The sequence below is a fragment of the Caulobacter sp. GW821-FHT12A07 genome (genome assembly GCF_058807655.1).
The window spans coordinates 25,831-51,278 of sequence record NZ_JBXAQX010000003.1 but is presented as its reverse complement, the minus strand read 5'-3'; the positions used below and the strand labels follow the sequence as shown (position 1 = coordinate 51,278).

Below are 25,448 nucleotides of genomic sequence, written 5' to 3'. Positions count from 1 at the left end.
TCCTCGCCCCTGCCTGGTTCTTTTGTCGTTGGCGCGTCCGGCTAGTCGGGCGGTCCGGCCAGCCGGCTCTCGATCTCACCGACATAGGCGCGGGCGGCGTCGACGAAGGCCTGGGTATTGCGCAGCAGGGCCGTGTCGCCGCGCCGGATCAGCCCGGCCGGACGCGGACGTCCGGTGGCCGGCAGCGGCAGCAGGCGCAGCGCCCCGCGCAGCAGGTCGCCGGCCAGCATCATGTGCGGGATCACCGCCACCCCGTCGGTGGCGTAGAGGATCTCGCGGATCATGGCGACCGAGCTGGAGCGCAGCGGCTGGTGCGGCGCCACGCCCATCTCCGCCAGCAGCACGTCGATCTCCTGGCCCACGCGCTGCGAGACCGTCGGCAGCACCAGCGAATAGTCGGCCAGCACCGCCGCCGTCGCGTCCCGGCGATCGAAGATCGGGTGATCGGCCCGGGCCACCACCGAGATCGGCTCGGAATAGAACGGCGTGCGCACCAGGCCGTCGGGCTCGGCCAGGGTGTAGAGGCGGCCGATGACCAGATCCAGTTCGCGCCGCGACAGCTGAGAGATCAGCTCCTCGGTGCGGCCCTGGATGACCCGCACCTCGATGTCGGGCCGGGCGATCTTCAGGCGAGCCAGGGTTCCGGGCAGCACGCCGGCCGCCGCCACGGGCAGGGCGCCGACCACCACCGGGCCGCCGTCGCCGCCTTCCAGGGCGTCGAGTTCGTCCTCCAGCCGGCCGATCTCGGCCAGCAGCCGGCGGGCGGCGGCGGCCACCGTGAGACCGAAGGGCGTCGGATCGACCCCGCGCGCATGGCGATCGAACAGCCGCGCGCCGACGATCTCCTCGATCTCCTGCAGGCTCTTGGTCAGGGCCGGCTGGCTGAGGCCCAGCGTCCGCGCCGCCTGCAGGATGCTGTCATGCGTGGCGATCGCGTCGATCACGCGCAGGTGCCGGAACTTCAGGCGCTGTTGCAGGTAGCGTCGCACTAGATTTCCCGTTGGCTGGCGAGGGACTTTGTCCGCCGCTCGATGGCGTCGAGCAAGTCCCCAAGCTCGGTGGCCTGATCGCCGGCCGCGGCGAGACCCAGCGAACCCTGGCGGGCGTGGACCTCGACCGTGGCGCGGGCCATGGGCGAGGGAAGGCCGGCCGCCTCCAGCATCACCGCCGCCTCGGCCATCTCTTCGCTGCGGCGCTGGCCGTGCACGAGGGGGCGGGTGAGGAGATAGCGCGCCAGGGCCGGCCAGTCTGGATGGGGGATGGTGTTGCTCAGCGAGGCCAGCACCTGCGCCTCGACGCCGTAGTGGCGGGCGCTGGCCAGGCTCTCGGTGACGATCGCCTCCAGTCCCTTGACGAAGACGCTGCGCGACAGCTTCACGGCCGACGGTCCGCCGACGGCGTCGCCGAACACCTCGGCGGTGAACCCCAGGCGCTCGAGCAGGGGCAGGATCGCCATCGCGTGCGGTCCGCCGAGCAGGATGGGGGTCCTGATCCGCCTGGGCGCGATCGGGGCCATGACGGCCGCCTCGACATAGCGGTCGATCAACGCCGCCTGGGCCTGGCGGGTCTGGGGCGCGACGGAGTTGAGGTCGAGGAAGAAGGCCTCGCCCAGATGCGGCGCGGCGGTCTGGGCGACGTTGATCGCCTCACCCGCGGTGACGGCGCTGATGACGAGGTCGCGGTCCGCGCAGGCCGAGGCGATGTCGCCCGCCGTGCGCACGCCGGTCGCCGCCTTGGACGGTCCCGACGTCGGATCGGCAAGCATGCGGTCATGGACGACGATGTCGGCGAACCCCGCCGTGACGAGGTCCGCGTGCAGGGTCTGGCCGACCTCGCCGAAGCCGATCAGGGCGAGGCGCGGGCTCATCGGCGGCCGTCCCAGACGCTGGCCGGCACGAAGACCTGGCCGGCCATCAGCAGCCGCGCGGTGCGCAGCAGCGCGGCCGAGACCACCTCGCCCTGCGGCGACAGGGTCAGCAGGGCGGTGAACTCGCCGGTCGGATGCTCGACGCTGACGGCGATCTCACCCGAGGCGTCCGGCAGGCTGGCGACCGAGGCGGCGACCGAGCCCTTCAGGCAGGCGGCCGTGGCGACGCTGACCGCGCCGAACACGCCGATGGCCTTGTGCACCGTGTGCGGGATGAAGCTGCGGGTCGACAGGGCGCCGCCCGCCATCGGGGGCGAGACCAGGGTGATCTTGGGCACGGTGGCGTCTGTGACGTCGCCCAGGTTCATGCGCCGGCCGGCCTCCAGGCGGATGGCCTCGACCCTGGCGCGGAGCACGGCATAGGCCTCCAGCTCGGCCGGCGCCTCGTCGCCGGTGACGCCGAGGTCGGCGGCGCGGACCACCACCACCGGCATGCCGTTGTCGATCAGGGTGGCCTCGACGCCTTCGATCACGTCGACGACGTTGCCCGTCGGCAGCAGGGCGCCGCAGGACGAGCCGGCGACATCGGCGAAGGCGATCGGGATCGGCGCGGCCGAACCGGGCACGCCGTCGATCCGGCAGTCGCCCTCGTAGTTCACGCTCCCGCCGGGGGTCTCGATGCGGGCGGTCGCCAGGCCGTCGGTGTTGCGCATGAAGATGCGCACCGGCGTCAGGCCGTCCTGTGCCGCGACCAGGCCCTGCTCGATGGCGTAGGGGCCGATCCCGGCGAGGATGTTGCCGCAGTTCTGGCGATCGCTGACCTTGGCCTCGGCCACCGAGACCTGCAGGAACAGGTAGTCGACATCGGCGTCCGGCCGTGACGAAGCCGAGACGATCGCGACCTTGCTGGTCAGGCTGTCGGCGCCGCCCATGCCGTCGATCTGGCGCGCGTCGGGCGAGCCCATGGCCGCCAGCAGCACCTTGTCACGCAGGGCCTCGTCGGCCGGCAGGTCCTCCGCGCGGAAGTAGAGACCCTTGGAGGTGCCGCCGCGCAGGACGGCGCAGGGAATGGCCGTCTGCATGGGCTCAGGCGTCCTCGCTCTCGACATAGACGAGGCCGGCGGCGGCGAGCCTTTCGCGCATCTTGTAGAGATCCAGGCCCAGCACCCCGGACGCCAGCTGGGCGCGCTTGTCGACCTCGGCGGCCTCGCGCTTGGCCGAGGCGGCCAGCACCGCGTCGGCGTCCTTACGGGCCACCACGACCACGCCGTCGTCGTCGGCCACGATCACATCGCCTGGGCGGATCAGGGCGCCGCCGCAGACCACCGGCACGTTGACGTCGCCCAGCACCGCCTTGACCGTGCCCTGGGCCGAGATGGCGCTGGACCAGACGGGAAAGCCCATCTCCTTCAGCACGGCCACGTCTCGCACCCCGGCGTCGATGACCAGGGCGCGGACGCCGCGCGCGATCAGCGAGGTCGCCAGGAGGTCGCCGAAATAGCCCGCGTCGCTGAACGAGGTCGGGGCGACGACGAGGATGTCGCCCGGCCGGCACTGCTCGATGGCCACGTGCAGCATCCAGTTGTCGCAGGGCGGCGAGGATACGGTCACCGCCGTGCCCGCGACGTGCGCGCCCGGCCAGATCGGCCGCAGCTTGGGCGACAGCAGGCCGATGCGCCCCTGGGCCTCGTGGATGGTGGCGACGCCGAAGGCCGCCAGGCCCTCGACCGCTTCCTTCGACGCCCGCGGCGGGTTGGTGACGACCTTGTTCAAGGCGAGCGCTCCGAAGCCGAAAATCTCTGCGGCGCGGGCGCGAGAAGCGCCGGGCCGAGGCTTGGCTAGCACCCGGTCCCGGGGGAGCGGCTATGCAATTTGGGCGGCGGCTATAACCAAAATCGCCGCTCGTGGCCGAAACCTCCACGGCGCGGGCCAGAACGTTATAGCCCCTGGAATTTTGTTATAGCGCGGCGGGCCGCAAGGCTTGCTACCGGCGTCGAGGAGATGACCCGAAGAGACCGGAGATGTTGGTGATTTCGTTGCGTTCCTTCGGCATGTCGGCGGTTCTGGCCGGCCTCCTGGCCCTGTTCGGCGCGGGCGTCGCCGTCGCGCGTCCGGCGCCGGCCCTGGCCAATCTCGCCGCCGTGAAGCCGGTGATCGACTGCACCGCCCTGGCCTCGGCCGATGTCAGCGCCGCGGTGGGCGCCAAGACCACGATCACCTCCGCCAAGCTCTCCGGTTCCGGCGACAAGGCGTTCTGCGCCGTGCAGGGCGTCATCGCCCCGAAGATCCGCTTCGAGCTGCGCCTGCCGGCCGGCGGCTGGACCCAGCGCTACCTTCAGGTCGGCTGCGGCGGCCTGTGCGGCGTGCTGAGCATCCGCACCGAGCACGCCGACGGCTGCACCCCAGTCAAGGACGGCGCCATCGCCCTGGCCTCGACCGACATGGGCCACGAGGGCAAGGGCGGCATGGCCGCCATGGGCGACGGGGCGTTCGGCGCCGACCCCCAGGCCCGCATCGACTTCGCCTATCGCGGCGTGCACCTGACCTCGATCGCCTCCAGGGCCCTGATCGCGAAATTCTACGGCCAGGCGCCGCGCTACAGCTACTTCTCGGGCTGCTCGGACGGCGGCCGCGAGGCGCTGATGGAGGCCCAGCGCTTCCCCGGCGACTTCGACGGCGTCGCCGCCGGCGCGCCGGCCATGGTCTTCACCGTCCAGAACAGCTTCTACCACGCCTGGCAGGCCCGCTCGAACATGGACGCCAGCGGCAAGGCGATCCTCATCGCCTCGCGCCTGCCGATCCTGCACGCCGCCGCCCTGGCCTCGTGCGACGCGGTGGATGGGTTGAAGGACGGCCAGATCGACGACCCGCGCGCCTGCCGCTTCGACCCGGCCGTGGCCCAGTGCAAGCCGGGCCAGGCGACCGACGCCTGCCTGACCGCCGCCGAGGTCGAGACCGCCCGCAAGCTCTATGACGGCCCGCGCGACGCGGCAGGCAAGCCCTTCACCCTGGGCCAGCCGCAGGTCGGCTCGGAACTGTCCTGGGCCGGCGTCTTCGTGCCCCGCTCGGCCGACCAGGTCCCGGGCAGTTGGGGCATGGCCGAGCAGCCGGTGAAGTACGTGTTGTCGCAGACCAATCCGCCGGCCGACTACAGCCTGGCCGACTTCAAGTTCACGCCCGAGCAGTTCGCGGGCCTGAGCTGGGCCCATCGCCTCTACGACGCCACCGACACCGACCTGTCGGCCTTCGCGGCCAAGGGCGGCAAGCTGATCCTCTGGCACGGCTGGTCGGACCCGCACATCTCGCCGCTGAACACCATCGCCTACCGCAACGGCGTGGTGGCGGAGCTCGGCCAGGCCAAGGCCGACGCCATGATGCGGCTGTTCCTGTTCCCCGGCCTCTATCACTGCTTCGGCGGCGACGGCCTCTCGCAATTTGACATCGTCAGCCCGCTGATGGCCTGGGTCGAGGGCGGCGCAGCCCCGAACGCCGTCGAGGCCGCCAAGGTCGACATGCCGGCCATGACGGGTCCGCCGCCGGCCGGCGCCGACGTTCGCCAGGCGCCGATGCCCGACGCCTCGGCCCTGAAGCCCGAGCGCGTGCGGCCGGTCTACGCCTATCCGCAGGTCGCGGCCTATACGGGCTCGGGTTCGATCGATGCGCCGGAGAACTTCGCGCCCAAGACCCCGAGCGCCGAGCCCGCCGTCCGCGACGCCTACGCCGCCCGGTTCATCGCCCCGCGCTTCCACCAGGACTGCCGCGTCGAGGCCGCCGCCCTGGCCTGCGCGCCGTCCAAGCCCTGAGGAGAGCACCCATGGCCAAGCTCATCGGCGCGATCGGCGTCTCCCACACCCCCACCATCGGCTACGCCCGCGACCGCAAGCTGGCGCAGGATCCCGTCTGGGCTCCGATCTTCGAGGCCTTCGAGCCGCTGAAGGACTGGCTGGCCGAGCAGAAGCCCGACGCCCTGGTGATGATCTACAACGACCACGTCACCTCGTTCTCGTTCGACCACTATTCGGCATTCGCGCTCGGGGTGGGCGACCAGTACGCCGTGGCCGACGAGGGCGGCGGGCCGCGCGACCTGCCGGCGGTGCCGGGCCACGCCGAGTTCGCCCGCTACCTGGCCCGCGCCGTCATGGCCCAGGACTTCGACCTGTCGCTGTTCCAGCACAAGCCGCTGGACCATGGCTGCCTCTCGCCGCTGTGCCTGCTGACGCCGCCGGAAGAGACCTGGCCGATCCCGATCGTGCCCCTGCAATGCGGCGTGCTGCAATTCCCCGCGCCCTCGGCCAAGCGCTGCCTCGACCTCGGCAAGGCCCTGCGCAAGGCGATCGACGCCTGGCCGGAGGACAAGCGGGTGGTGATCGTCGCCACCGGCGGCCTGTCGCACCAGGTTCACGGCGAGCGGGCGGGGTTCAACAACACCGCCTGGGACGAAGCCTTCCTCGACATGCTGCAGAACGACCCCGATCGCCTGGCCAGTATGACCCATGCCGAATACGCCAAGCTGGGCGGCTTCGAGAGCGCCGAGGTGATCATGTGGCTGATCATGCGCGGGGCGATGTCGGACAAGGTCGCCTGCCATCACCGCACCTATTACCTGCCGTCGATGACCGCCATCGCCACCGTCCGTTACGAGGACCAGGGCGAGGACACTTCGCAGGCCGAGCGCGAACGGATCCGCCACGAGACCACACGCCAGCTGGAAGGCGTCGAGGACCTCGAAGGCACCTATCCCTTCACCCTGGAGATCAGCGCCAAGGCCTATCGCGCCAACCGTTTCCTGCAGAACCTCGTCGATCCCGACGCCCGCGCCCGGTTCCTGACCGATCCCGAGGCCGAGTTCGAAGCGGCGGGCCTCAGCGACGAGGAACGCGATCTGATCCGCCGCCGCGACTGGGGCGGCATGATCCGCTACGGCTTCATCTTCTTCGTGCTGGAAAAGCTGGGCGCGGTGCTGGGCGTGCCCAATCCGCAGATCTACGCCTCCATGAAGGGGCTGACGCTGGAGGCCTTCCTGGCCACCCGCAACGCCCAGATCACCTATTCCGTCTCGCGCAACTGACGAGCCGCTTTCCTTCCGAAACCTTCGAGCCCGGCGCGTTCTCGCGCCGGGCTTTTCCTTGTCCTGGCGGGGGTCCTATCGATCCGGGCGATGGCTCCGGGCTTGGTTATAGGTTCCCGCGTTTATCTATAACCGTCGCGTCCCCGGAACGCTGTTAGCTGACCTTGGCCGAAATCTCGGTCCGTCCTTGAGAAGTCTCCCACGAGGAGGCCGAAGGCGAAGGTCTCTAGGGAGGAGGGGTGCGATGCGTAGGAAGACTATGCTCCTGGCCGCGACGGCGGCGTTCACGGGAGTGATCGGGGCGGGGCAGGGGGCTCTGGCCCAGACGACGCCGCCGCCGGCCGATCAGGGCGGCTTCGTGATCGAGGAGGTGGTGGTCACCGCCCGCCGCGTCACCGAAAACCTCCAGGATACGCCGGTCTCGGTCTCGGCCTTCACCGGCGACATGCTGGAGCGCCGCCAGATCAACAGCACGGCCGACCTCGACGACGCCACGCCCAGCCTGCAGTTCGCCCCGGTCTCGCCGCTGACCGGCAATTCGTCGGCGGCCCAGATCTTCATCCGCGGCGTCGGCCAGACCGACGCCACCGCCGGTGTCGATCCTGGCGTCGGCCTCTATATCGACGACGTCTATATGGGCTCTGCGGTCGGCGGGGTCATGGACTTCCGCGACATCGCCGGGGTGCAGGTGCTGCGCGGCCCGCAGGGCACGCTGTTCGGCCGCAACACCATCGGCGGCGCCATCCTGCTGACCACGGCCGCCCCGGGCGAAGACTTCGGCGGCAGCTTCAAGGCCGGCTTCGGCACCGACAACCTGCGCGAAGGGATCCTGGCGCTGAACGTGCCGATCTCCGACACCGTCAAGACCCGCTTCACCTACGGCACGCGCGTGCAGGACGGCTACGTCACCCGCCTCTACGACGGCAAGAAGCTGGGCGACGTCAACACCTTCACCATCACCGGCAAGGTCCGCTGGACGCCGACCGAAAAGTTCACCGCCGAACTGCGCGGCGACTACACCAAGTCCGACGAGAACGGCGCGCCGCTGGTGTTCGCCGCCATCAACGAGACCTCGGCCTTCCCGCGAGCGGTCAGCTACGCCGCCGGCTGCCCGGGCATGGCGTCGGTCGGAACGACCGTGCCGATGGTCAAGGACGCCCGCTGCGCCAACGACTATTACAACGCCGGCAAGTACGCCAACAACGGCACGCATCCGGTCAACAGCGACCTGGAGAACCTCGGCGCCTCGCTGCTGCTGGAATACAAGCTGGCCGACGCCCTGACCCTGAAGTCGATCACCGCCTATCGCACCCTGGAATGGGCCGGCAGCCGCGACGCCGACAACACCCCGTTCCCGATCCTGGCCACCGACTATTCAAGCAAGGGCTTCCAGGCCAGCCAGGAGTTCCAGGCCCTCTATTCGGGCTCGCGCCTGACCGGTGTGGCGGGGCTGTTCCTGTTCCGCCAGGCGGTGGACGACATCCTGACCGTCACCCTGTCGCCGCCGACCGCCCCGACCGGCACCCGCGACAGCAACAACAACGAGGTCCGCAACAAGAACTGGGCGGCCTTCACCCAGTGGACCTTCAAGGCGACGGACGCCCTGAGCGTCACCGCCGGCCTGCGCTACACCGACGAGACCAAGGGCTCGCGGCCCTACCAGTTCAACTACTCGAACCCGACCGTCCTCTACGTGCCCTACAAGCTCTATGAGCGGAAGTTCTCGGCGACGACAGGCTCGTTCCAGGCGCAGTACCGCTGGAACTCGGCGCTGATGACCTATGCCAGCTGGTCGCAGGGCTTTAAGGGCGGCGGCTTCAACAGCCGCTTCAACGGCGTCGTCGCCTCGGGCCAGCCGCCGTCGTTCGAGCCGGAAACGGCCGAGACCACCGAAATCGGCGCCAAGCTCGATCTCGGCGGCAAGCTGCGGATCAACGCCGACATCTTCTCGACCGCCTACGAGGATCTGCAGTTCACCTACCGCGTCGGCACCGCGCCCTACCTGTTCAACGCCGGCAAGGCGACGATCAAGGGCCTGGAGGTCGAGTACACCTACGTGCCGACCAACAAGCTCGTCATAGAAGGGGGCTTCAGCTACCTCGACGACAGCATCGACGAGGTCTCCACCATCGTCGGCGCCACCACGGCCGTCACCACCAACAGCCAGCTGCCCTATACGCCCAAGTGGCAGGGCAACGTCTCGGTGGCCTACACCGTCGACCTGTCGGGTGATCTGACCCTGATCCCGCGCGGCGAGATCGTCTACACCGACAGCCAGTTCTTCGACGCGGGCAACACCAAGGAGATCGCCCAGCTCGACGCCATCACCAAGCTGAACGTCGGCGTGGTGCTGGAGAACAAGGTCGCCGACTGGAAGGCGCAGCTGTCGGTCAACAACCTGACCAAGGAGATCTACCCGGTGGCGGGCAACTCCTCGCTCAGCACTAGTTCCGGCTATGCCGAGGTGGCCTACAACCGCGGCCGCGAAGTGGCCCTGTCGTTCACCAAGCGCTTCTGAGCCAGACAGGACCGGTCGGCCCTCGCGCGCCGACCGGTCCTTGGTTGCTGCTCCTTTGGTTGCAGCTCGACGCGTCCGATGACGCTGATATCTCGGCGGGGCGCTCTAGCTATGAGGGAGTGACCTGCCTGCGCCGGATTTTTACGCCCCGCGCCCCGGCCTAACCAGCGCCGATCATCCTCCGAAAGCGCGTGTTTTTCAGCGCCGAAAGGCAAGCTTTTCAATACGCTCGCGGACAATCGACTGCGTCGGCGCATGGGGGGGCGCCATGATGGTCAATCGCTTCTAAACCTTGGCTCCGCGCGATCGCACATGCCTCGGGCCTGCGCCTTGATCAGCTGATTTTTTGACATGTCTGACACATTTCGGAAGTGCGTCCCGTGAGCGGCGATCCGCCTTGCTGACAACGGAGTAGGCGGCGATTGAGAGTCCGGTTGTCGACACATAATTTTCACGCTTGAGATGCTGTTTCTCAATTGCAAAGTTTAGCGTGACAAGCGTAATCTGCCCGCGTTGGTTGTGGTGGGGCGTAGGGTGACCAGTTCGCGTGCGGAGGGGGACGAAGGCCTGGAGTGCCTCGTTCTCATCCTGGGGTTTCATCATATCGGTGCTGATCCTCAGCAGCTCCGCCACGCCCTGGGCAAGGGCGCGCCGGCCGATGCGGGCGATCTGGTTCGCCTCGCCCGCCGCATGGGCGCCAAGGCCAAGATGACCCGCCTGCCGCTGCGACGGCTGGAAGATGCGCCCCTGCCGGCGATCGCCAAGGGGCGCGCCGGCGACTTCTTCATCGTGGCGCGCGCGGTCGCGGGCGAGGTGCTGGTGCAGTGGCCCGGCCAGCCGCCCAAGACCCTGTCCATGGACGACCTGTTCGCCGTCTGGGACGGCGAGGCGGTGCTCGTCACCTCGCGCTCGGAGGTCCCCGGCGGCGGCAAGTTCGACGTCACCTGGTTCATTCCGGCGCTGGTCAAGTATCGCGGCCTGCTGGGCGAGGTGCTGGCAGCCTCCCTGACCCTGCAGCTTTTCGCCCTGGCCACGCCGCTGATCTTCCAGGTGGTGATCGACAAGGTGCTGGTGCACCGCGGCTTGACCACGCTGGACGTGCTGGCCATCGGCCTCGGCTCGGTGATCCTGCTGGAAACCCTGCTGGGCGGCCTGCGCGCGGCGCTGTTCACCCACACCACCAGCCGTGTCGACGTCGAGCTCGGCGCGCGGCTCTATCGCCACCTGCTGGCGTTGCCGATGGCCTATTTCGAGAGCCGGCGGGTGGGCGACACTATCGCCCGGGTGCGCGAACTGGAGACCATCCGCGAGTTCCTGACCTCGTCGTCGGTCACCCTGGTCATCGACCTGCTGTTCACGATCATCTTCCTCGTGGTGATGTGGTTCTACTCGCCGTGGCTGATGCTGATCGTGCTGATCGCCATCGCCCTCTACGCCCTGACGGCGGGCCTGATCACCGGCCCGCTGCGCCGGCGCATCGAGGAGCGCTTCCAGCGCGGCGCTGAAAGCCAGGCCTTCCTGGTCGAGAGCGTCGCCGGCATGCAGACCCTCAAGGCCGCCGCCGTCGAGCCGCAGATGCAGACCCGCTGGGAGCGCCTGCTGGCCGGCTATGTCGCCGCCGGCTTCAAGGCCGCGCGGCTGAACATCTGGGGCGGCCAGGCGATCCAGTTGATCAACAAGGCCTCGACCGTCCTGATCCTCTATATCGGCGCGCGCCTGGCCCTGACCGGCCACATGACCGTCGGCGAGCTGGTGGCCTTCAACATGCTGGCCGGCCGGGTGGCCGAGCCCGTCCTGCGACTGGCCGGCCTGTGGCAGCAGTTCCAGGAAGCCCGCGTGGGCATCGCGCGCCTGGGCGACGTGCTCAACAGTCCCACCGAGGCCCAGTTCTCGCCATCGCGGGCGGCTTTGCCGCGCATCGAGGGGCGCATCGCCTTCGACGACGTCACCTTCCGCTACAAGCCGGGCGGCCGCGAGGCCATCCGTCGCGTCAGCCTGGCGGTCGAGCCGGGCGAGGTGATCGGCGTGGTCGGTCCCTCGGGCTCGGGCAAGTCCACCCTGACCAAGCTGGTCCAGCGCCTCTACGTGCCCGAGAGCGGCCGCGTGCTGGTCGACGGCGTCGATCTGGCCCAGGTCGATCCGGCCTGGCTGCGCCGGCAGGTCGGCGTGGTGCTCCAGGAGAACCTGCTGTTCAACCGCTCGGTGCGCGAAAACATCGCCTTGGCCGACCCGTCGCTGTCGATGGAGGCGGTGATGGCCGCCGCCAGCATGGCCGGCGCCCACGACTTCATCCTGGAGCTGCCCGAAGGCTACGACACCGTGCTGGAGGAGCGCGGCTCCAACCTCTCGGGAGGCCAGCGCCAGCGCGTCGCCATCGCCCGGGCGCTGATCACCAATCCCCGCATCCTGATCCTCGACGAGGCCACCAGCGCCCTCGACGCCGAGAGCGAGGCGATCCTGCAGGCCAATATGCGCCAGATCGTCCGTGGTCGGACGGTGATCGTCATCGCCCACCGGCTCAGCGCCATCCGCATGGCCAGCCGCATCGTCACCATGGAGAACGGCCAGGTCACCGAGACCGGCACCCATGACACGCTGATGGCCGCCGGCGGCCGCTACGCCCAGCTCTGGCGCGCCCAGATGCATGGCCATCACGGAGTGGAGGCATGAGTCTCGCCGCCCACGTCCGCGTCTTCACCCAGGCCTGGGGCGAGGAAAGCCGCCGTCGTCGCGCCGGCGCCGCCCGCCAGCGGGTCGAGACCGCCTTCCTGCCGGCGGCGCTGGAGATCGTCGAAAGCCCGCCGTCGCCGATCGGCCGCGCCATCAGCTGGACCATCGTCGCCGCCGCTTTCGGGGCGCTGGCCTGGTCGTGCTGGGCCAAGGTCGACATGGTCGCCGTCGCCGAAGGCCGCTTGGTGCCCACGGGGCGCCTGCGCAGCGTCGAACCCTCCGACCCCGGCGTGGTCCGCGCCATCGCCGTGCGTGAGGGCGAGCGGGTGCGGCCGGGTCAGCTGCTGATCGCTCTCGACCCCACGGTGGCCGACGCCGACGCCGAAAGCGCGGTGACCGAGCTTTCCACCGCCGGCCTGACCCTGGCCCGCGCCAACGCCCTGCTGGGCTACGCCGCCGGTCGCGGCGGAGCCGTGATCGCGCCGCCCGACTCCGAGCCGACCGCGGTCGAGGCCGAGCGCCAGCTGGTGGCCGCCCGCATCCAGGCCTACGAGGCCAAGCGCGCCTCCCTGGGCGAGCGCCGCATCGGCGCCGAGGCCAGCGCTCGCCAGGCCGAGTCCGAGATCGTCAAGCTGCAGCGCACCCTGCCGATCCTGCAGCGCCAGCTCGACGACCAGAAGGGCCTGGAGGCCAAGGGCTACGGCGCCCGCCAGAAGCTTCTCCAGCAGGAGCAGGCCATGGTCGCCGCCGAGCAGGACCTGATTTCCCAGCGCGGCCGCCTCGACGAGGCCCGCGCCCAGGTCGCCTCGCTGTCGCGCGACGCCGCCGAACTGCGCGAGCAGTTCGTCGGCCAGGCCGCCCAGGAGCGCGCCGAGGCCGAGGGGCTGGCCGCCACCCGCGCCGACTCCCTGCGCAAGGCCGAGCAGAAGCGCCAGCTCCAGACCCTGACCGCTCCGGTCGGCGGCGTCATCCAGGCCGTGTCGGTGACCACGCTGGGCGAGGTGGCCGAGACCGGCAAGGCCCTGGTCACCATCGTTCCCGACGGCGAGGCCCTGGTGGTCGAGGCCCTGGTCCTCAACAAGGACGCCGGCTTCGTGCGCACCGGCGACCACGCCGTCGTCAAGCTCGAGGCCTATCCCTTCACCCGCTACGGCACGTTGAAGGGCGAGGTCGTGCAGATCTCCCCAGACGCCATCGTCGATGAAAAGCGCGGCCTCGTTTTTCCTGTGCGGGTGAAACTGTCAACTACTCAACTTAGTGTAGAGGGGCGTCGCGCTCTGCTGTCAGCCGGCATGAGCGCCTCGGTCGAGATCGTCACCGGCAAGCGCCGGGTGATCGACTTCATCTGGTCGCCGGTCGCCAAGACCGTCAGCGAAGCGGGGAGGGAGCGATGAGGGCGGTAAAGGTCTTCTGCGGACTGCTGGCCGCGGCCGCGCTGTCCGGATGCGGCGGCGAGGTCGCCCAAAGGGTGGTGCAAGTTCCCAGGGAGCGGACGCCCCTGGTGGTCAGCGCGTTGTCCGAAGACCCCGACCTGATCTGCCTGTTGTCGCCGGAGCGTCGGATTTTCTCCAATGCTCCCGAGATATTGAGGGAGTCGACGGGGGAATTCTGTGACTCCATGAAATATCCGATCTACCTGAACTTCACGAACGAAGAACGAAACGTCGTCGTAGAAATATCGAAGTGCAAGATTTCGAAAATCTACAGCGTGAAGTCATCGGATGGTCGTCCGGTGGACGTCGGAGGCCGCACCTGTAGCCGCCCCGGCAAGATGGTTGTTGCTCAAAACGGAAACTTGGCGAGCGCGAGCGCTCTCTTCATGGAGATTCGTTGATGGTGGGGGCCCTCACGGTAAAATTGAAGGACGCGGCCAGGAAGGCGGCGTTTGCGGCGAAGCTCCTTCGGGGGCACTCCGAGAACTACGTCAAGAACCAGAACTTCTCTAGCGACAGATATAATGTCGTTCTGAGCCTTACGTTCGGGGAGACCTACTTCAAGCTGGGTGCGAACCAGAAGAGAAACGGTCTCGCCCACATGTTCGCGGCGGCCAATCTCTCGTTCATCTACAACAAGACGGTCGCCACCGCTTTGGGCGACACGCTCGAAGTGGCCGAAGCGCCAGCAGCCATTCTGCACAATCAGGCCGTGGACCTGCTTCATGGCCAGGTCAACAACACCGCTTCGGCCCTGCCTTGGGCGGCCAACATGACCGCCGACCGGTGGAACAACCTGATCGGCGCCGAGATCGGCCAACTCGTAAAGCAGAACCATCTACCCCAGAGCAGCATCGACCACCTGGTCCGCTGGGCCTACAACGAGGGTTTCCTGGCGCTGAATCCCTGGGCGGGCAGCACCGGCAAATCCGCGCCCTTCTACGTGTGGGGACGGGCCACCGTGCCGAACGTGGCCGAGTTCGTCGCGGCGGCGCAGGCGGCGATCCAGAACGGAAGCTATGCCGGGGCGGCCTCGGCCAACGCCGTCAATCCCTCGGCGCTCTACAGTCAGATCTCGTACACGTCGGACAAGAGCATCGACGCGCAGAACGAATGGCTGATCGTGCAGTATCAGCAGGCGATCGACGCGATGTACGTGAGGCAAGTCGCCGGCGACATCGGCGACTCGATCGGCTCGTCCCTTGGCAATTTCCTCGCGGGCGGCAACGCCATCAAAGGCATCGTCTATTCTTCGCTGCTGGGCGAGTTCGGCGAGCGCCTGGCGGGCAGCCTGATCAGCGGCGCCAAGTTCGAGAACGTCTCTTCGCAATCGATGAACGGGGCGCTCGACACCAAGACCTCGTTCGGCGCCGACGTCGCCGCGCGCATGGGCCAGGCCGTGATCGGCACGGTGAGTTCGCTGCTCACCATGGAGCTTGGCGAGGCGTTGGGGCTGAAGGGCTTCGGCGCGGAGCTGTTCAACACCACCGGTTCGACCGTCATCGGCAAGGCGCTGTCGAACCTGTTCAATTCGTCACTGGGGCCGGCCCATATCTTCGACGGCTTCTTCACAGAGAGCATCATCAAGCCGCCCGTGGGGCAGTCGCCGCCCGCTCAGTTGTCGGGCCTGCTGGCCAGCGCCGTCGGCTCGTTCCTGGGCGCCAAGCTCGGCGCCATGGTCGTCTCGCCCCAGACCCAGGCCGGGGTGGCGCTGTCGTCCATCGGCTCGGCCGTGGGCACCTATCTGGCGCTCGAGGGCATCGGACTGATCGGGGCGGCGGCAGAAGGCTTCGCCGCCTTCTTCGGCGTCAAGGCGGGCACGATGCTCGGCAACGCCATCATTCCGGGCGTGGGCGCCTTCATCGGCTTCGTCCTGGGGGCCCTGATCGGCAACCTGTTTGGCAAGAAGAAGCCGAAGATTCCGTCGGCCAACGCCGAGACGGTGCTGCAGGTGCCCTATGCGCAGTACCAGTTGGGCGCGATCACGGTCGCCAACAACGGCAATCGCGAACTCGTCACCGCGATGGCGACGACGGCGCGCGACACGCTGAACGCGCTGATCGACATGGTCGCCTACACCAACACCACGGCCTATGTCTCCAACCTGAACGGCGTGGGAACCACCCAGGTCTACGGCCATACCGGCAACCAGATCTGGGTGAAGATCAACGGCGTCCAGAACAATTTCGCCTCTTCGGACCAGGCGGTCGAATACGGAACGCTGACGGCGATCCGCAACACCAAGATCGTCGGCGGCGACATCTTCGCCAAGCGGACCATCGCCAGGTCGCCGGCCGCCGACCTGACGTCGCTGGCGGGTGATCTCAAGATCGCCAGCGACTACCTCTTCTACACCGAGAACCGCAGTCTGGTGGATGGCATCATCACCGGGGCCTACGCCAGCCTCAGCCAGTGGGAACAGAACTTCTACGACCATCCGCCGCACAAGGCGCTGATCGACAAGTTCGCGGCCCAGGGCCTGGGGGCGCTGACCTCCGACGAACTGAGTTTCTACAACAGCTACCAGACGAGCATCGACAGGATCGTCGCCGCGCTCGAGAACCAGTCGCTGGCGAACCCCTGGCTGATCACCCTGCAAAGGGCGATGGAGCTGGGCCTCGACAAGTTCACGACCTCGGACTTCTACGGCGGGCTGCGCGGCTTCCTCGACAGCTTCGACATGAAGAGCAAGGGCGTCGCCTACGAGAACGCCAACTTCCAATGGAACGGCGTGGACTTCACCGTGTCGGCGGCGGGCGGGACCGAGGGGCTGTTCTCGGTCCTGTCCACGGCCTCGGCCGATGGCCGGTCGGTGACGATCAACGGCCTGGACAAGATCGGCTACACCTGGGTCAACGCTGGCGGCGCGACCTCCGGCGCCGACTACATGGAGTACCGCTGGAACGGCGGCGGCGTGGTGCTCGACGACAGCCACACCGAGACCGAGATCACCTACGAATACGTCTGGAACGGCTGGGACTACGAGTACATCGAGCACGTCAACACCGTGACGAGGTCCGGCGGCGACGACATCCTCGTCGGTAGTCAATACGCCGACACGCTCTACGGCCGCAGCGGCTGGGACTGGCTGGACGGCCAAGCCGGCGACGACACGATCGACGGGGGCGACCAGAACGACGTTCTGCTCGGCGGGGAAGGGCGCGACACCCTGATCGGCGGCGCAGGCGACGACTACCTGTCGGGCGGGGCGGGTCATGACGGCAATGGCGTCGGCCTGATGTCGGGCGGCGACGGCGACGACACCCTCGTCGGGGGCGCGGGCCAGGACCAGATGAACGGCGACGCCGGAAACGACACCTTCATCGTCGATGTCGACGGCGGCGGCGAACAGGACTGGCACGACGGCGGCGACGGCAACGACACGATTTCCTACGAGCGCTTCACCGCCAGCGCCTATCTCGACATGCGCAACACCGCCGGTTGGAGCTGGTCGCCGACCGGGCTCTATTCCTACGGCGACGTGATCATCAACATCGAGAGCATCAAGGGCTCGTCGTTCAACGACTGGTTCTGCGGCAACGATCTGGACAACACGATCAGCGGCGGCGCCGGCAACGACGAGCTTCACGGCTGGGGCGGCAACGACACCATCGAAGGGGGAGAGGGCGCCGACGTCCTGAACGGCTGGGGCGGCTTCGATTGGCTGAGCTATGTCGGATCCTCGTCTCCGGTCTCTATCGACCTGTCGATCAATTTCGCGGCGGGCGGCGACGCCGAGGGCGATGTCATCTCCAGTTTCGAGAACGTGCGCGGCTCCAGAGGCGGCGACGAACTCAAGGGTTACAACGGCGGCGACAACTGGCTCGACGGCTATGACGGCGACGACTGGCTGACCGCCACCACCGGCAACGACGTCTTCGTCGGCGGCGAAGGCAATGATTTCGTCGATTATTCGGAGGGCTTCGCCAGCGGGACTTCGACCTACCAGGTGTGGGTCGAGGACGGCTATTGGGAGCGGGACCAGTGGGACAACTCGGAGTATTGGGTTTCCTACGGCACCGGGCACTACGAGAGCCAGACCTCCACGGTCGCCGCCCTGACCATCAGCCTGGGCGCGGGGACGGGCCAGGTTCGCGGCGTCGACGGTTCGGTCTCCACCCACAGCTACACCAGCGTTGAAGGCGTGATCGGCACGATCTACGCCGACTCCATCGGTGGGGGGAACGCCGACGAGACCTTCATCGGCGGCGCGGGCGCCGACTATCTGTACGGCGGCGCCGGAGCCGACACCTACATCATGTACCGCAACGACGGCGCCGACACGATCGTCGAGGACAACACCGGCTGGAACACGCTGTCGTTCGGCGACAGCGTCAAGTTCTCGGAGCTCTGGTTCGGCACCGCCGGCGGGGCTGGCGGCTGGCTCGACGTCGGGGTCCGGGGCTACAGTTCCCAGGTCCGGATCGGCGGCAACTTCGCCCAGCGCAACAACACCAAGATCAAGTCCCTCGCCAGCCAGGACGGCGGGGCGCTGGACCTGGGCTCGATCGACTTCGGGCGTGGCGGCAGCGACGGCGTCGATACGATCAACGGTACGAGCAGCTATTACGACCTGATCGCCGCCTACGACAACAACGACTACATCACCGGCTCCGGCACGGCGTGGGAGGACAAGGGCAACGTCATCATCGCGGGGCGGGGCGACGACACCATCAGCACCTCCGGCGGCGACGACCAGTTCGCCTACGATCGCGGCGACGGCAAGGACACGATCATCGACGCCGGCGGCGAGGACACGATCGTGTTCGGTTCGACCGTGGCCGCCGATGACGTGATCTACGAGGTGGTGGGCGGAGATCTGTATATCGGCGCCCGCGACCTGGAGAACCTGAGCAAGACCGCTTCCCAGGTCGACGACCGGATCAAGATCCAGGGCGGCGGCTACAAGACCGTGGTCAAGAACGGCTACACCGGCGAGGTGCTGTACGAGAGCCTGAACACGGTCGAGTACGTGCTGGCCGGCGGGACCTCAATCGACCTGCGCAAGCTCGACATCGCCTGGACCCAGAGCATCACCTACAACTACGACTACGCCTATCCGATCGCGCTGGACCTGGACGGCGACGGGCTGGATCTGTCGGCGGTCGACAGCTCCAGCGTGGTGGTCAAGACGGCCGGCGGCGGGATCTCGCGGATCGGCTGGGTGGGCCCGAGCGACGGCTTCCTGGCGGTCGACCGTAACGGCGACGGGGCGATCAACCAGCTGTCGGAACTGTCGTTCGTGCAGGACAAGCCGGGCGCGACCAGCGACCTGGAAGGCCTGCGCACCTGGGACAGCAATGGCGACGGCTTGCTCGACAAGAACGACAAGGACTTCTCCAGGATCCTGCTGTTCGTCGACGCCAACCAGAACGGTCGCTCGACGGCCAAGGAACTGCGGACCCTGGAGCAGGCCGGGATCGCGGCCATCAACCTGGGCGGCCTGGCCACCGGCCAGACCCGCGACCAGACCACCGAAAGCTTCGTGCAGAACACGATCAGCTTCATCTGGGCCGACGGCCGCACGGGCGAGGGCTACGACGTGGCCTTGGCGCGGCGGGTGCTGGGCTCGGAAGGGCTCTACGCTGGCGACTACCAGGCCGAGTGGGGCGCGGCCGACGAAGACGGCGAGCTTGGCCGTCTGTCCAACGATCCCAAGGCCTTGGCCAAGGCCGCGCGGATCAAGGCCCGCAAGGGCCTGCTGGACGCGATCGGGGCCAGCTACAACGAGGTCAAGGCCGCCGCCCAGCTGGACTTCAGCGATCACGACCGCGTCGACGCGACCATCGCCCAGCGCTGGACGAAGATGAGCGCCTCGGAAAAGGCCAGCTGGCTGACCGGCCAGGAAACCAGCGGCAAGGTCCGGCTGATCTCGACGCAGCAGGCCCAGGCTAACGACCTTAACGCCGCGGCCAAGGCGCGCCAGGACGTGGTCGACCAGGGCTACGCCCAGGCGGCCCGGTCGGTGAGCGCCTCGGGCCTGGGGGAAGCCCCGGGGCAGGGGGCTTCGGCCGCCGGCGCTTCTGGCCTGGGGGTGAGCTTCGGCTCGACGGGCCTGGGTCTGTCGCTGGCCGGCGGCGAGCCGCTGGACACCGGCTCGGCCTATGGCGGAGCCAGCCAGTCCTCGGGCGCCTGGTGGCGTCAGGAGGCTGGTTCGGACCTGCTGGGCGGCGGCTCGCTGGCCGCGCGACTGGCGGCGATGGACGCCGGTCCCGGCCAGGGTCTGGGCTTGGCCGCCTCCGGCGCGCTCGACCCGGCGCTGGTCCAGAACCAGGCGCTGCTGCGCCAGGCCATGGCCGGCTTCGGCGGCCAGGCCGGCGGCGGGGCGGCGGTCTGGAGCCGTGACGGGGCCTCGCGCGAGACGCCGCTGGCGGCTTCGGCCGGCCTCAAGGCCGCGGCCGCCCAGCCGCTCCTGACGGCCTAAGCCGTTCTTGCTACTACCCTAAAGTGCAAGGCCGGCCCTCCATCATGGAGAGCCGGCCGACCTAACGGAGTTTCGATCATGGCCGACGGCGCTGCTTCCGCGACCGCTCCCCAGAAGACGGTGTCCCAGGTCCTGGGCGAGATCACCTGGCTGCTGACCCAGTCGCCGGTGCATAAGCAGCTGTTCATCGGCGACCTGGAATGGTTCGCCATGCCGGCCGTGCTGCTCGAGCAGTTCCGCATCTGGAACGGCCCTAACAGCCCCGCCGCCGTGGCCTTCTGGGCCTTCGTCTCCGAGGAGACCGAAGAGCGCCTGGTGGCCGGCGCCAAGAAGCTGCGGGCCGACGAATGGCAGGCTGGCGATCGCCCCTGGCTGGTGGAGCTCGTCGCCCCCTTCGGCGGCCAGGACGAGATCCTCGCCGATCTCGCCGTCAACGTCTTCCCCGGCCAGACCTTCAAGTTCCACACCGTCGACCCCGACGGCCAGCGCGTGGTCGTCTCCTATCCCCCGCAGCCCCAAGCCTGAGTTCGTGTCGTCGTGCTGATCGCTTCCCTCGCCGCGGCGGGCGCCCTGGGCCTTTCCTGGCCCAGCCTGCCGCACTCCATCCCGTTCCCGACCGAAGGGATGCATCGGCGCGCCGGCTACAAGGTCAAGACCAAGGCCTATCACCTCAAGGGCTGGGAGATGCGCATCGAGCGCGACGGCTTCACGGGCCTGACCCGCTGCCGGCTCTATGCGCCCTCGACCGTTCTTCAGGGGCGCATCACCTATGCCCGCGACGTGCTCGGCTTCCATCTGGGCGAGGACGTCGACGTGGCGCAGGCCTGGTACAGCATCGACGACAAGCCGCCCGTCGCCTGGCGCGACGACTTCCCGACCCTGGCGTCCCGGCGCGAGCCGCTGTCGACCGACAACCTGTTCAACCCGACCGGCGGCGTCGTGCTGATCCCGCACGAAAAGCTGGACGGCGCGCGCACCGTGACCATTCGGGCCGGTCGCGACCAGGCGCCCAAGCGCTTTCGCCTGAAGGGGTTCGAGCGGGCCCTGGCGGCGGCGCGGGCCAATGGTTGCGGCGTTGCGGGCGGCGAAGCGGGGAGCGACGCGTTCGAGCGCGACGCCCTGACGCCGTGAGGCGGACCAGCCTCGCCGCGTTCGCTCTCTGCCTGACCGCGACCACGCCCGCCGCCGGCCGGGCCGAAGACCTCGCCGACGCCCTGGCGCGGGCCTATCAGAGCAATCCCTCCCTGCAGAGCCAGCGCTACGAACTGCGCGCCCTCGACGAGGTCTATGTCCGCGCCCATGCGGGCGTGCGGCCGTCGGCCGAGCTGCGGCTGACCGGCGACTATGCGGACAACCGGTTCGGCGACGCGGCCCAGGCCCTGCGCCTGGTGGCCGATCCTACGGTCGGCCGCCGCCTGGAGACCAACCAGGGCGAGGCCACGGTGATCCTGGAGCAGCAGCTCTACAGCGGCGGTCAGGCCAGCGGCGCGATCGACGCGGCCGCCCTGCGCATCCGCGGCGGCCGCGCGGCCCTGCGGATCGCCGAGGGCGACCTGCTGCTGCAGGTGGTCGCCGCCTATGCCGACGTCCGCCGCGACCGCCAGAGCCTCGAGGTTCGGCGCAACAACCTGGCGGCCCTGGAGCGGCAGCTGGACATCACCAAGGCCCGCCAGGAGGCGGGGGAGGTGACCCGCACCGACGTCGCCCAGGCCCAGGCCCAGCGCGAGGCGGCCCTGGCCCAGATCATGGCCGCCCAGGTGCAGCTGGAGGCCAGCCGGGCCAACTACGCCGCCCTGGTCGGCGAGAACCCCGGCGAGCTCGATCCCGAGACTCCGCTGCCGCTGTTGCCGGGCACGCTGGACGAGGCTTTCGACCGCGCCGAGCGCGACAATCCCGATCTCGAGCAGGTCCGCCTGACCGAACGCGAAAGCCGTTTGCAGGCCCAACTGGCCAAGACGGCCGCCCGGCCGACCGTGACCGCGCGGACCGCCTATGGCACGTCGGGCGAATTCGCTCCGTTCTACAGCCAGGACCAGGACAGCGCCTGGACCGCCACCATCGCGGTCAGCAAGCCGCTGTTCGCCGGCGGCGCCTACCAGGCCTCGTACCGCGAGGCGCTGAACCGCAACGGCGCCGACCTGCTGCGGGTCGAGGCCGCGCGCCGCCAGGTGATCCAGAACGTGCTGTCGGCCTGGAACCAGGCCGCGGCCGGTCGGGCCAACATCAAGGTCCAGCTCGCCCAGGTGCGGGCCGCCGAGATCGCCTTCGACGGCATGAGCGAGGAGTTCAGGGTCGGCCAGCGCTCGACGCTCGACGTGCTGGTGGCCGAGCAGACCCTGCGCGAGGCGCAACTGGCCCTGCTGGGGTCGCGCCGCGACGCCTTTGTCGCCGAGGCGGCTCTGCTGCGTCAGCTTGGCCTGCTGGAGATGGGCGTGCTGACCACCGGCGTGCGGCTCTACGATCCGTCGGCCCACCTGCGCGAGGTGCGGGGCAAGGGCGCCGTGCCGTGGGAGGGCCTGCTGGTGGCGCTGGATCGCGCGGGACGCGGCGGGCTCGATCCGCTGCCTCTCACCCGGGCGGGCGGCGGACAGGCCGACTTCGCGCCGGCCGCGCCGCCGGTCGAGCGCCCGCTGGCGGTCACGACGCCCACCGAGCCGCGAGCGACCCGCCGCTAGGGTGATGCTCGACACGACGGCGCGGGGCGCGTAACTCGGGCCTTTCATCCGTCGTCCTGCTGGAGCCATGCTGCAGTCGCTGAAGCTCCTCCTGCCGGCCCTGATCCCGTCGTGGAACTTCTTCGACGTGATCGCGCCGTCGCCGCGGATCGAGTACGCGCTGCTGGCCTCGCCCGACGCGGCTCCCGAATGGCGGGAGTTTCGGCCTCGGCCGCGGCGCGTCTCGGCGACCGCCATGCTGTCGCGCCTGTTCTGGAACCCGGGCCGCAACGAGGACCTGTTCCTGGTCAGCTGCGCCGAGCGCCTGGTCGATCAGCCCACCGCCCACAGCGAGGACGAGATCTTCCGCCGGATCGCCGCCGATTTCGGTCCGGAGACGGGCGGCTGGCTGTGCTTTCGGCTGCTGTTCCTGGCCTGGGAGGACGGGGCGATCGTCGGCGAGGTGCTGTTCACCGCCAAGCCGCGCCGGTGGAAGGACGCGGCATGACCCTGGAGGTCGCCGCCCGCTTGAGCCAGGTCCTGCTGGCCTTGGCCCTGATCCAGCAGAGCCTGGAGCATCTGTCCGTTTCGCGCCCGGATCGTCCGCTGTTCGCCGCGCGCATCGTGCTATGCCTGCTGGTCGTGGCGGGACTGGTCTCGCCCTGGCCGCTGGTCGGCCTGGCCCTGGTGTCGCTGATGGTGCTGCGGCGCTTCCAGGGGCCCTACAACGGCGGCAGCGATCGCATGGGCCTGCTGGCCCTGTGGTGTCTGACGCTGACGGCGCTCATGCCCGCGCCGCGTCTGAAGGAGTTGTTCTTCGGCTATCTCGGCGCGCAGCTGATGCTGTCCTACGTCGTGTCGGGCTGGGTGAAGATCATCAACCCCGACTGGCGCTCGGGCGTGGCGCTGCGGCAGGTGTTCCAGTTCTCGGCCTATCCGGTAGCTGAGAGCCTGCGCGGCTGGACGGCGCGTCCGCGCCTGCTGCTGGCCATGTCGTGGGCGGTGATGGCCTTCGAGCTGGCCTTTCCGCTGACCCTGCTGTCGCGGCCGGCGTTGATCGCGGGCCTGGTCGTGGCGGCGGCCTTCCACTTGGCCAACGCCTGCCTGTTCGGCCTCAACCGCTTCTTCTGGACCTGGCTGGCGGCTTATCCCGCCATTCTCTGGCTCCAGGATCGATTGTTTTAGGCGCCGTCAGGCGAAGATCTTGATCACCGACGCCAGGATCTCTTCCTTCGAGCGCACGCCCATCTTGCCGTGAATGTGCTTGATGTGGGTGCGGACGGTCAGGATCGAGACACCCTTCTGGTCGGCGATCCGTTCGGCGCTGTTGCCGGCGATGATCTCGGCCAGAATCCGGGCCTCCATCGTGCTCAGCCCGAACATCGCTTCCAGACGGGGCAGGTGGGCCGGGGCGTCGAAATCCTTGAGCACGATGACCAGGGCGCGGTCGTCGCCGTCCCGCACCACGCGCATGCGCATCAGGTAGCGTTCATCCTGGTCGCAGTCGATGATCTGGCAGACCTCCTGGCCGGCCAGGGCCTCGGCCATGCGCTCGACCAGGAACTGGTGGGCCCGGCGGTCGACGCCGCCGACCTTGCCGCCGCGATCGACCAGCGGGCTCGCGCCCGACAGCATCACGGCCGCGGCGCGCGAACGCCACAGCACGGTCCCGTGGGAGTCGATGACGATGCGGGCGATCTCGTCTTCATCCAGACAGAAGCGTATCGCGCTGATGTCGATGAGCGAAGCGTGGGAACCATCCATCGGCCTATTCCCTCCCTTGCGGCGCGGCTACTTAGGGCGCGCCATTTTTATGCCTTACTTAAATCGAGTTACGGCCGAGTTATCCACAACCTAGGATAAATGGGGGCGCTTTCGCGTCAGTTTGACGCATTAGTCGCTGATAATGATTATCATCCAAATTCAGATCATCGATCTGCATTACTAAGATCAATTTAGTTTTCCAATATTCTCCTCAATTTCCATCAATTCCCCCGTTGGGTGAAACTGTATTCTGTACCCAAGGTGGGGGATTTCAGGTCCTCGGTTCTCTGCAATCGTTCATTAAGAACTTGTTAAGAGAAACGGGGATCGGAACATGGCCGACAAGCTATCGACGCTTCCTCGCGCTCTGCGCAGCCAGCGCAAGCCGTCCTTGAAGGACTGGATACTTGGCGGGAGCTTGCTCGCGGGCGCTCTATTCGTTGCGAGCGTTGGTGAAAGCCGCGCCCAGGTCACCGCCTACGCCGGTGGTTCGCCCCCCAACATCGTGCTGTCCATTCCGGTGACGGCTTCGGTGGGCGGCCGCTGCGGCTTCTCGCCTGGCGCCGCGCCGAGCGGCACGAAGGACGTCGGCGAGGTCAACAACGCCTTCACCGCCGACTTCCCGTTCACCCTGCAGTGCACGGTGCCGTTCCGGGCGGCGGTGATCTCGAGCAACGGCGGCCTGCTGGCCTCCAGCGTCACCCCGGCGACCGGCTACACCAACCTGGCGCCTTATCTGGTCGACCTGAACCTGGTGGGCGACGTCGGCGTCGGCACGGTCAACGCCACCTGCGACACCGGCGACCTGAAGACGACCTCGGGCGCGACGTGCGGCTTCAAGGGGCCGGCCTCGGCCAGCCAGGGCCTGCGCCTGAACGGTTCGTCCTACGACACCAGCGGCTCCTACGTGCGGGTTCATCGCGGCGCCTATGTCGGCGCCCAGATCCTGGCGGCCGCCAACACCTATTCGGACTCGCTCACGGTGACGCTCAGCGTCTCGCCGTGACCGCGCTTACGGGTCCGCTCCCCCGGCGGATCCGGCGTCTTTCA

The 25,448-nt window shown here is 68.5% G+C and carries 18 protein-coding genes; 13 read left to right on the top strand and 5 right to left on the bottom strand.

From position 1 onward, the window contains the following. Positions 1-41: 41 nt before the first annotated feature. The 4 genes from AC1RRS_RS06960 to AC1RRS_RS06945 are packed head-to-tail and all read right to left on the bottom strand — an operon-like array spanning position 42 to position 3,640. Complete coding sequence (locus tag AC1RRS_RS06960; RefSeq protein WP_158285822.1) at positions 42-989, bottom strand: LysR substrate-binding domain-containing protein; 948 nt, start codon at positions 987-989, stop codon at positions 42-44. Continuing rightward, positions 989-1,867, bottom strand: coding sequence for a DUF1932 domain-containing protein (locus tag AC1RRS_RS06955; RefSeq protein WP_492854503.1), 879 nt, complete (start codon positions 1,865-1,867; stop codon positions 989-991). The genes AC1RRS_RS06960 and AC1RRS_RS06955 overlap by 1 nt, the downstream gene beginning before the upstream one ends. After that, on the bottom strand, positions 1,864-2,949 hold the full coding sequence (locus AC1RRS_RS06950) for a 4-oxalomesaconate tautomerase (RefSeq protein WP_492854502.1): 1,086 nt from the start codon (positions 2,947-2,949) through the stop codon (positions 1,864-1,866). The genes AC1RRS_RS06955 and AC1RRS_RS06950 overlap by 4 nt, the downstream gene beginning before the upstream one ends. Before the next feature lie 4 nt (positions 2,950-2,953). Continuing rightward, positions 2,954-3,640, bottom strand: a complete 687-nt coding sequence (locus AC1RRS_RS06945; protein WP_492854501.1) for a 4-carboxy-4-hydroxy-2-oxoadipate aldolase/oxaloacetate decarboxylase — start codon at positions 3,638-3,640, stop codon at positions 2,954-2,956. A 254-nt stretch (positions 3,641-3,894) separates the two neighbouring features. On the opposite strand from AC1RRS_RS06945, the gene AC1RRS_RS06940 reads away from it, so the two are divergent. From AC1RRS_RS06940 to AC1RRS_RS06885, 12 genes are all read left to right on the top strand, one after another. After that, a complete protein-coding gene (locus tag AC1RRS_RS06940; RefSeq protein ID WP_492854500.1) occupies positions 3,895-5,670 on the top strand; it encodes a tannase/feruloyl esterase family alpha/beta hydrolase in 1,776 nt (591 codons plus the stop codon). 11 nt (positions 5,671-5,681) lie between these two features. Beyond that, on the top strand, positions 5,682-6,935 hold the full coding sequence (locus tag AC1RRS_RS06935) for a gallate dioxygenase (RefSeq protein WP_492854499.1): 1,254 nt from the start codon (positions 5,682-5,684) through the stop codon (positions 6,933-6,935). A 244-nt stretch (positions 6,936-7,179) separates the two neighbouring features. Next, positions 7,180-9,453, top strand: a complete 2,274-nt coding sequence (locus AC1RRS_RS06930; protein ID WP_492854498.1) for a TonB-dependent receptor — start codon at positions 7,180-7,182, stop codon at positions 9,451-9,453. Positions 9,454-9,987: 534 nt separating this feature from the next. Continuing rightward, positions 9,988-12,123, top strand: a complete 2,136-nt coding sequence (locus AC1RRS_RS06925; protein ID WP_492854497.1) for a type I secretion system permease/ATPase — start codon at positions 9,988-9,990, stop codon at positions 12,121-12,123. Continuing rightward, positions 12,120-13,517, top strand: a complete 1,398-nt coding sequence (locus tag AC1RRS_RS06920) for an HlyD family type I secretion periplasmic adaptor subunit (protein ID WP_492854496.1) — start codon at positions 12,120-12,122, stop codon at positions 13,515-13,517. The genes AC1RRS_RS06925 and AC1RRS_RS06920 overlap by 4 nt, the downstream gene beginning before the upstream one ends. Beyond that, the gene (locus AC1RRS_RS06915; protein ID WP_492854495.1) at positions 13,514-13,957 is read left to right on the top strand and encodes a hypothetical protein; all 444 of its coding nucleotides are present in this window, start codon (positions 13,514-13,516) and stop codon (positions 13,955-13,957) included. The genes AC1RRS_RS06920 and AC1RRS_RS06915 overlap by 4 nt, the downstream gene beginning before the upstream one ends. Positions 13,958-14,157: 200 nt before the next feature. After that, on the top strand, positions 14,158-19,980 hold the full coding sequence (locus AC1RRS_RS06910; protein WP_492854494.1) for an SPM autocatalytic domain-containing protein: 5,823 nt from the start codon (positions 14,158-14,160) through the stop codon (positions 19,978-19,980). A 78-nt stretch (positions 19,981-20,058) separates the two neighbouring features. Then, positions 20,059-20,505 carry a toxin-activating lysine-acyltransferase gene (locus AC1RRS_RS06905; RefSeq protein ID WP_492854493.1) on the top strand — a complete coding sequence of 149 codons (447 nt, stop codon included), beginning with the start codon at positions 20,059-20,061 and terminating at the stop codon, positions 20,503-20,505. A gap of 12 nt (positions 20,506-20,517) precedes the next feature. Then, entirely contained in the window at positions 20,518-21,111 is a 594-nt protein-coding gene (locus AC1RRS_RS06900; protein WP_492854492.1) for a hypothetical protein, read from the top strand. After that, complete coding sequence (locus AC1RRS_RS06895) at positions 21,108-22,655, top strand: TolC family outer membrane protein (protein WP_492854491.1); 1,548 nt, start codon at positions 21,108-21,110, stop codon at positions 22,653-22,655. The genes AC1RRS_RS06900 and AC1RRS_RS06895 overlap by 4 nt, the downstream gene beginning before the upstream one ends. A 67-nt stretch (positions 22,656-22,722) precedes the next feature. Further along, positions 22,723-23,142, top strand: coding sequence for a hypothetical protein (locus tag AC1RRS_RS06890; RefSeq protein ID WP_492854490.1), 420 nt, complete (start codon positions 22,723-22,725; stop codon positions 23,140-23,142). Beyond that, positions 23,139-23,819, top strand: a complete 681-nt coding sequence (locus AC1RRS_RS06885; RefSeq protein WP_492854489.1) for an HTTM domain-containing protein — start codon at positions 23,139-23,141, stop codon at positions 23,817-23,819. Before AC1RRS_RS06890 ends, AC1RRS_RS06885 begins: the two co-directional genes overlap by 4 nt. A gap of 6 nt (positions 23,820-23,825) precedes the next feature. Here the strand turns inward: AC1RRS_RS06885 and AC1RRS_RS06880 are convergent, their stop codons facing one another. Continuing rightward, positions 23,826-24,398, bottom strand: a complete 573-nt coding sequence (locus AC1RRS_RS06880; protein ID WP_492854488.1) for a helix-turn-helix transcriptional regulator — start codon at positions 24,396-24,398, stop codon at positions 23,826-23,828. 334 nt (positions 24,399-24,732) lie between these two features. On the opposite strand from AC1RRS_RS06880, the gene AC1RRS_RS06875 reads away from it, so the two are divergent. Further along, entirely contained in the window at positions 24,733-25,404 is a 672-nt protein-coding gene (locus AC1RRS_RS06875) for a hypothetical protein (RefSeq protein WP_492854487.1), read from the top strand. The last annotated feature ends 44 nt before the right edge of the window (positions 25,405-25,448 follow it).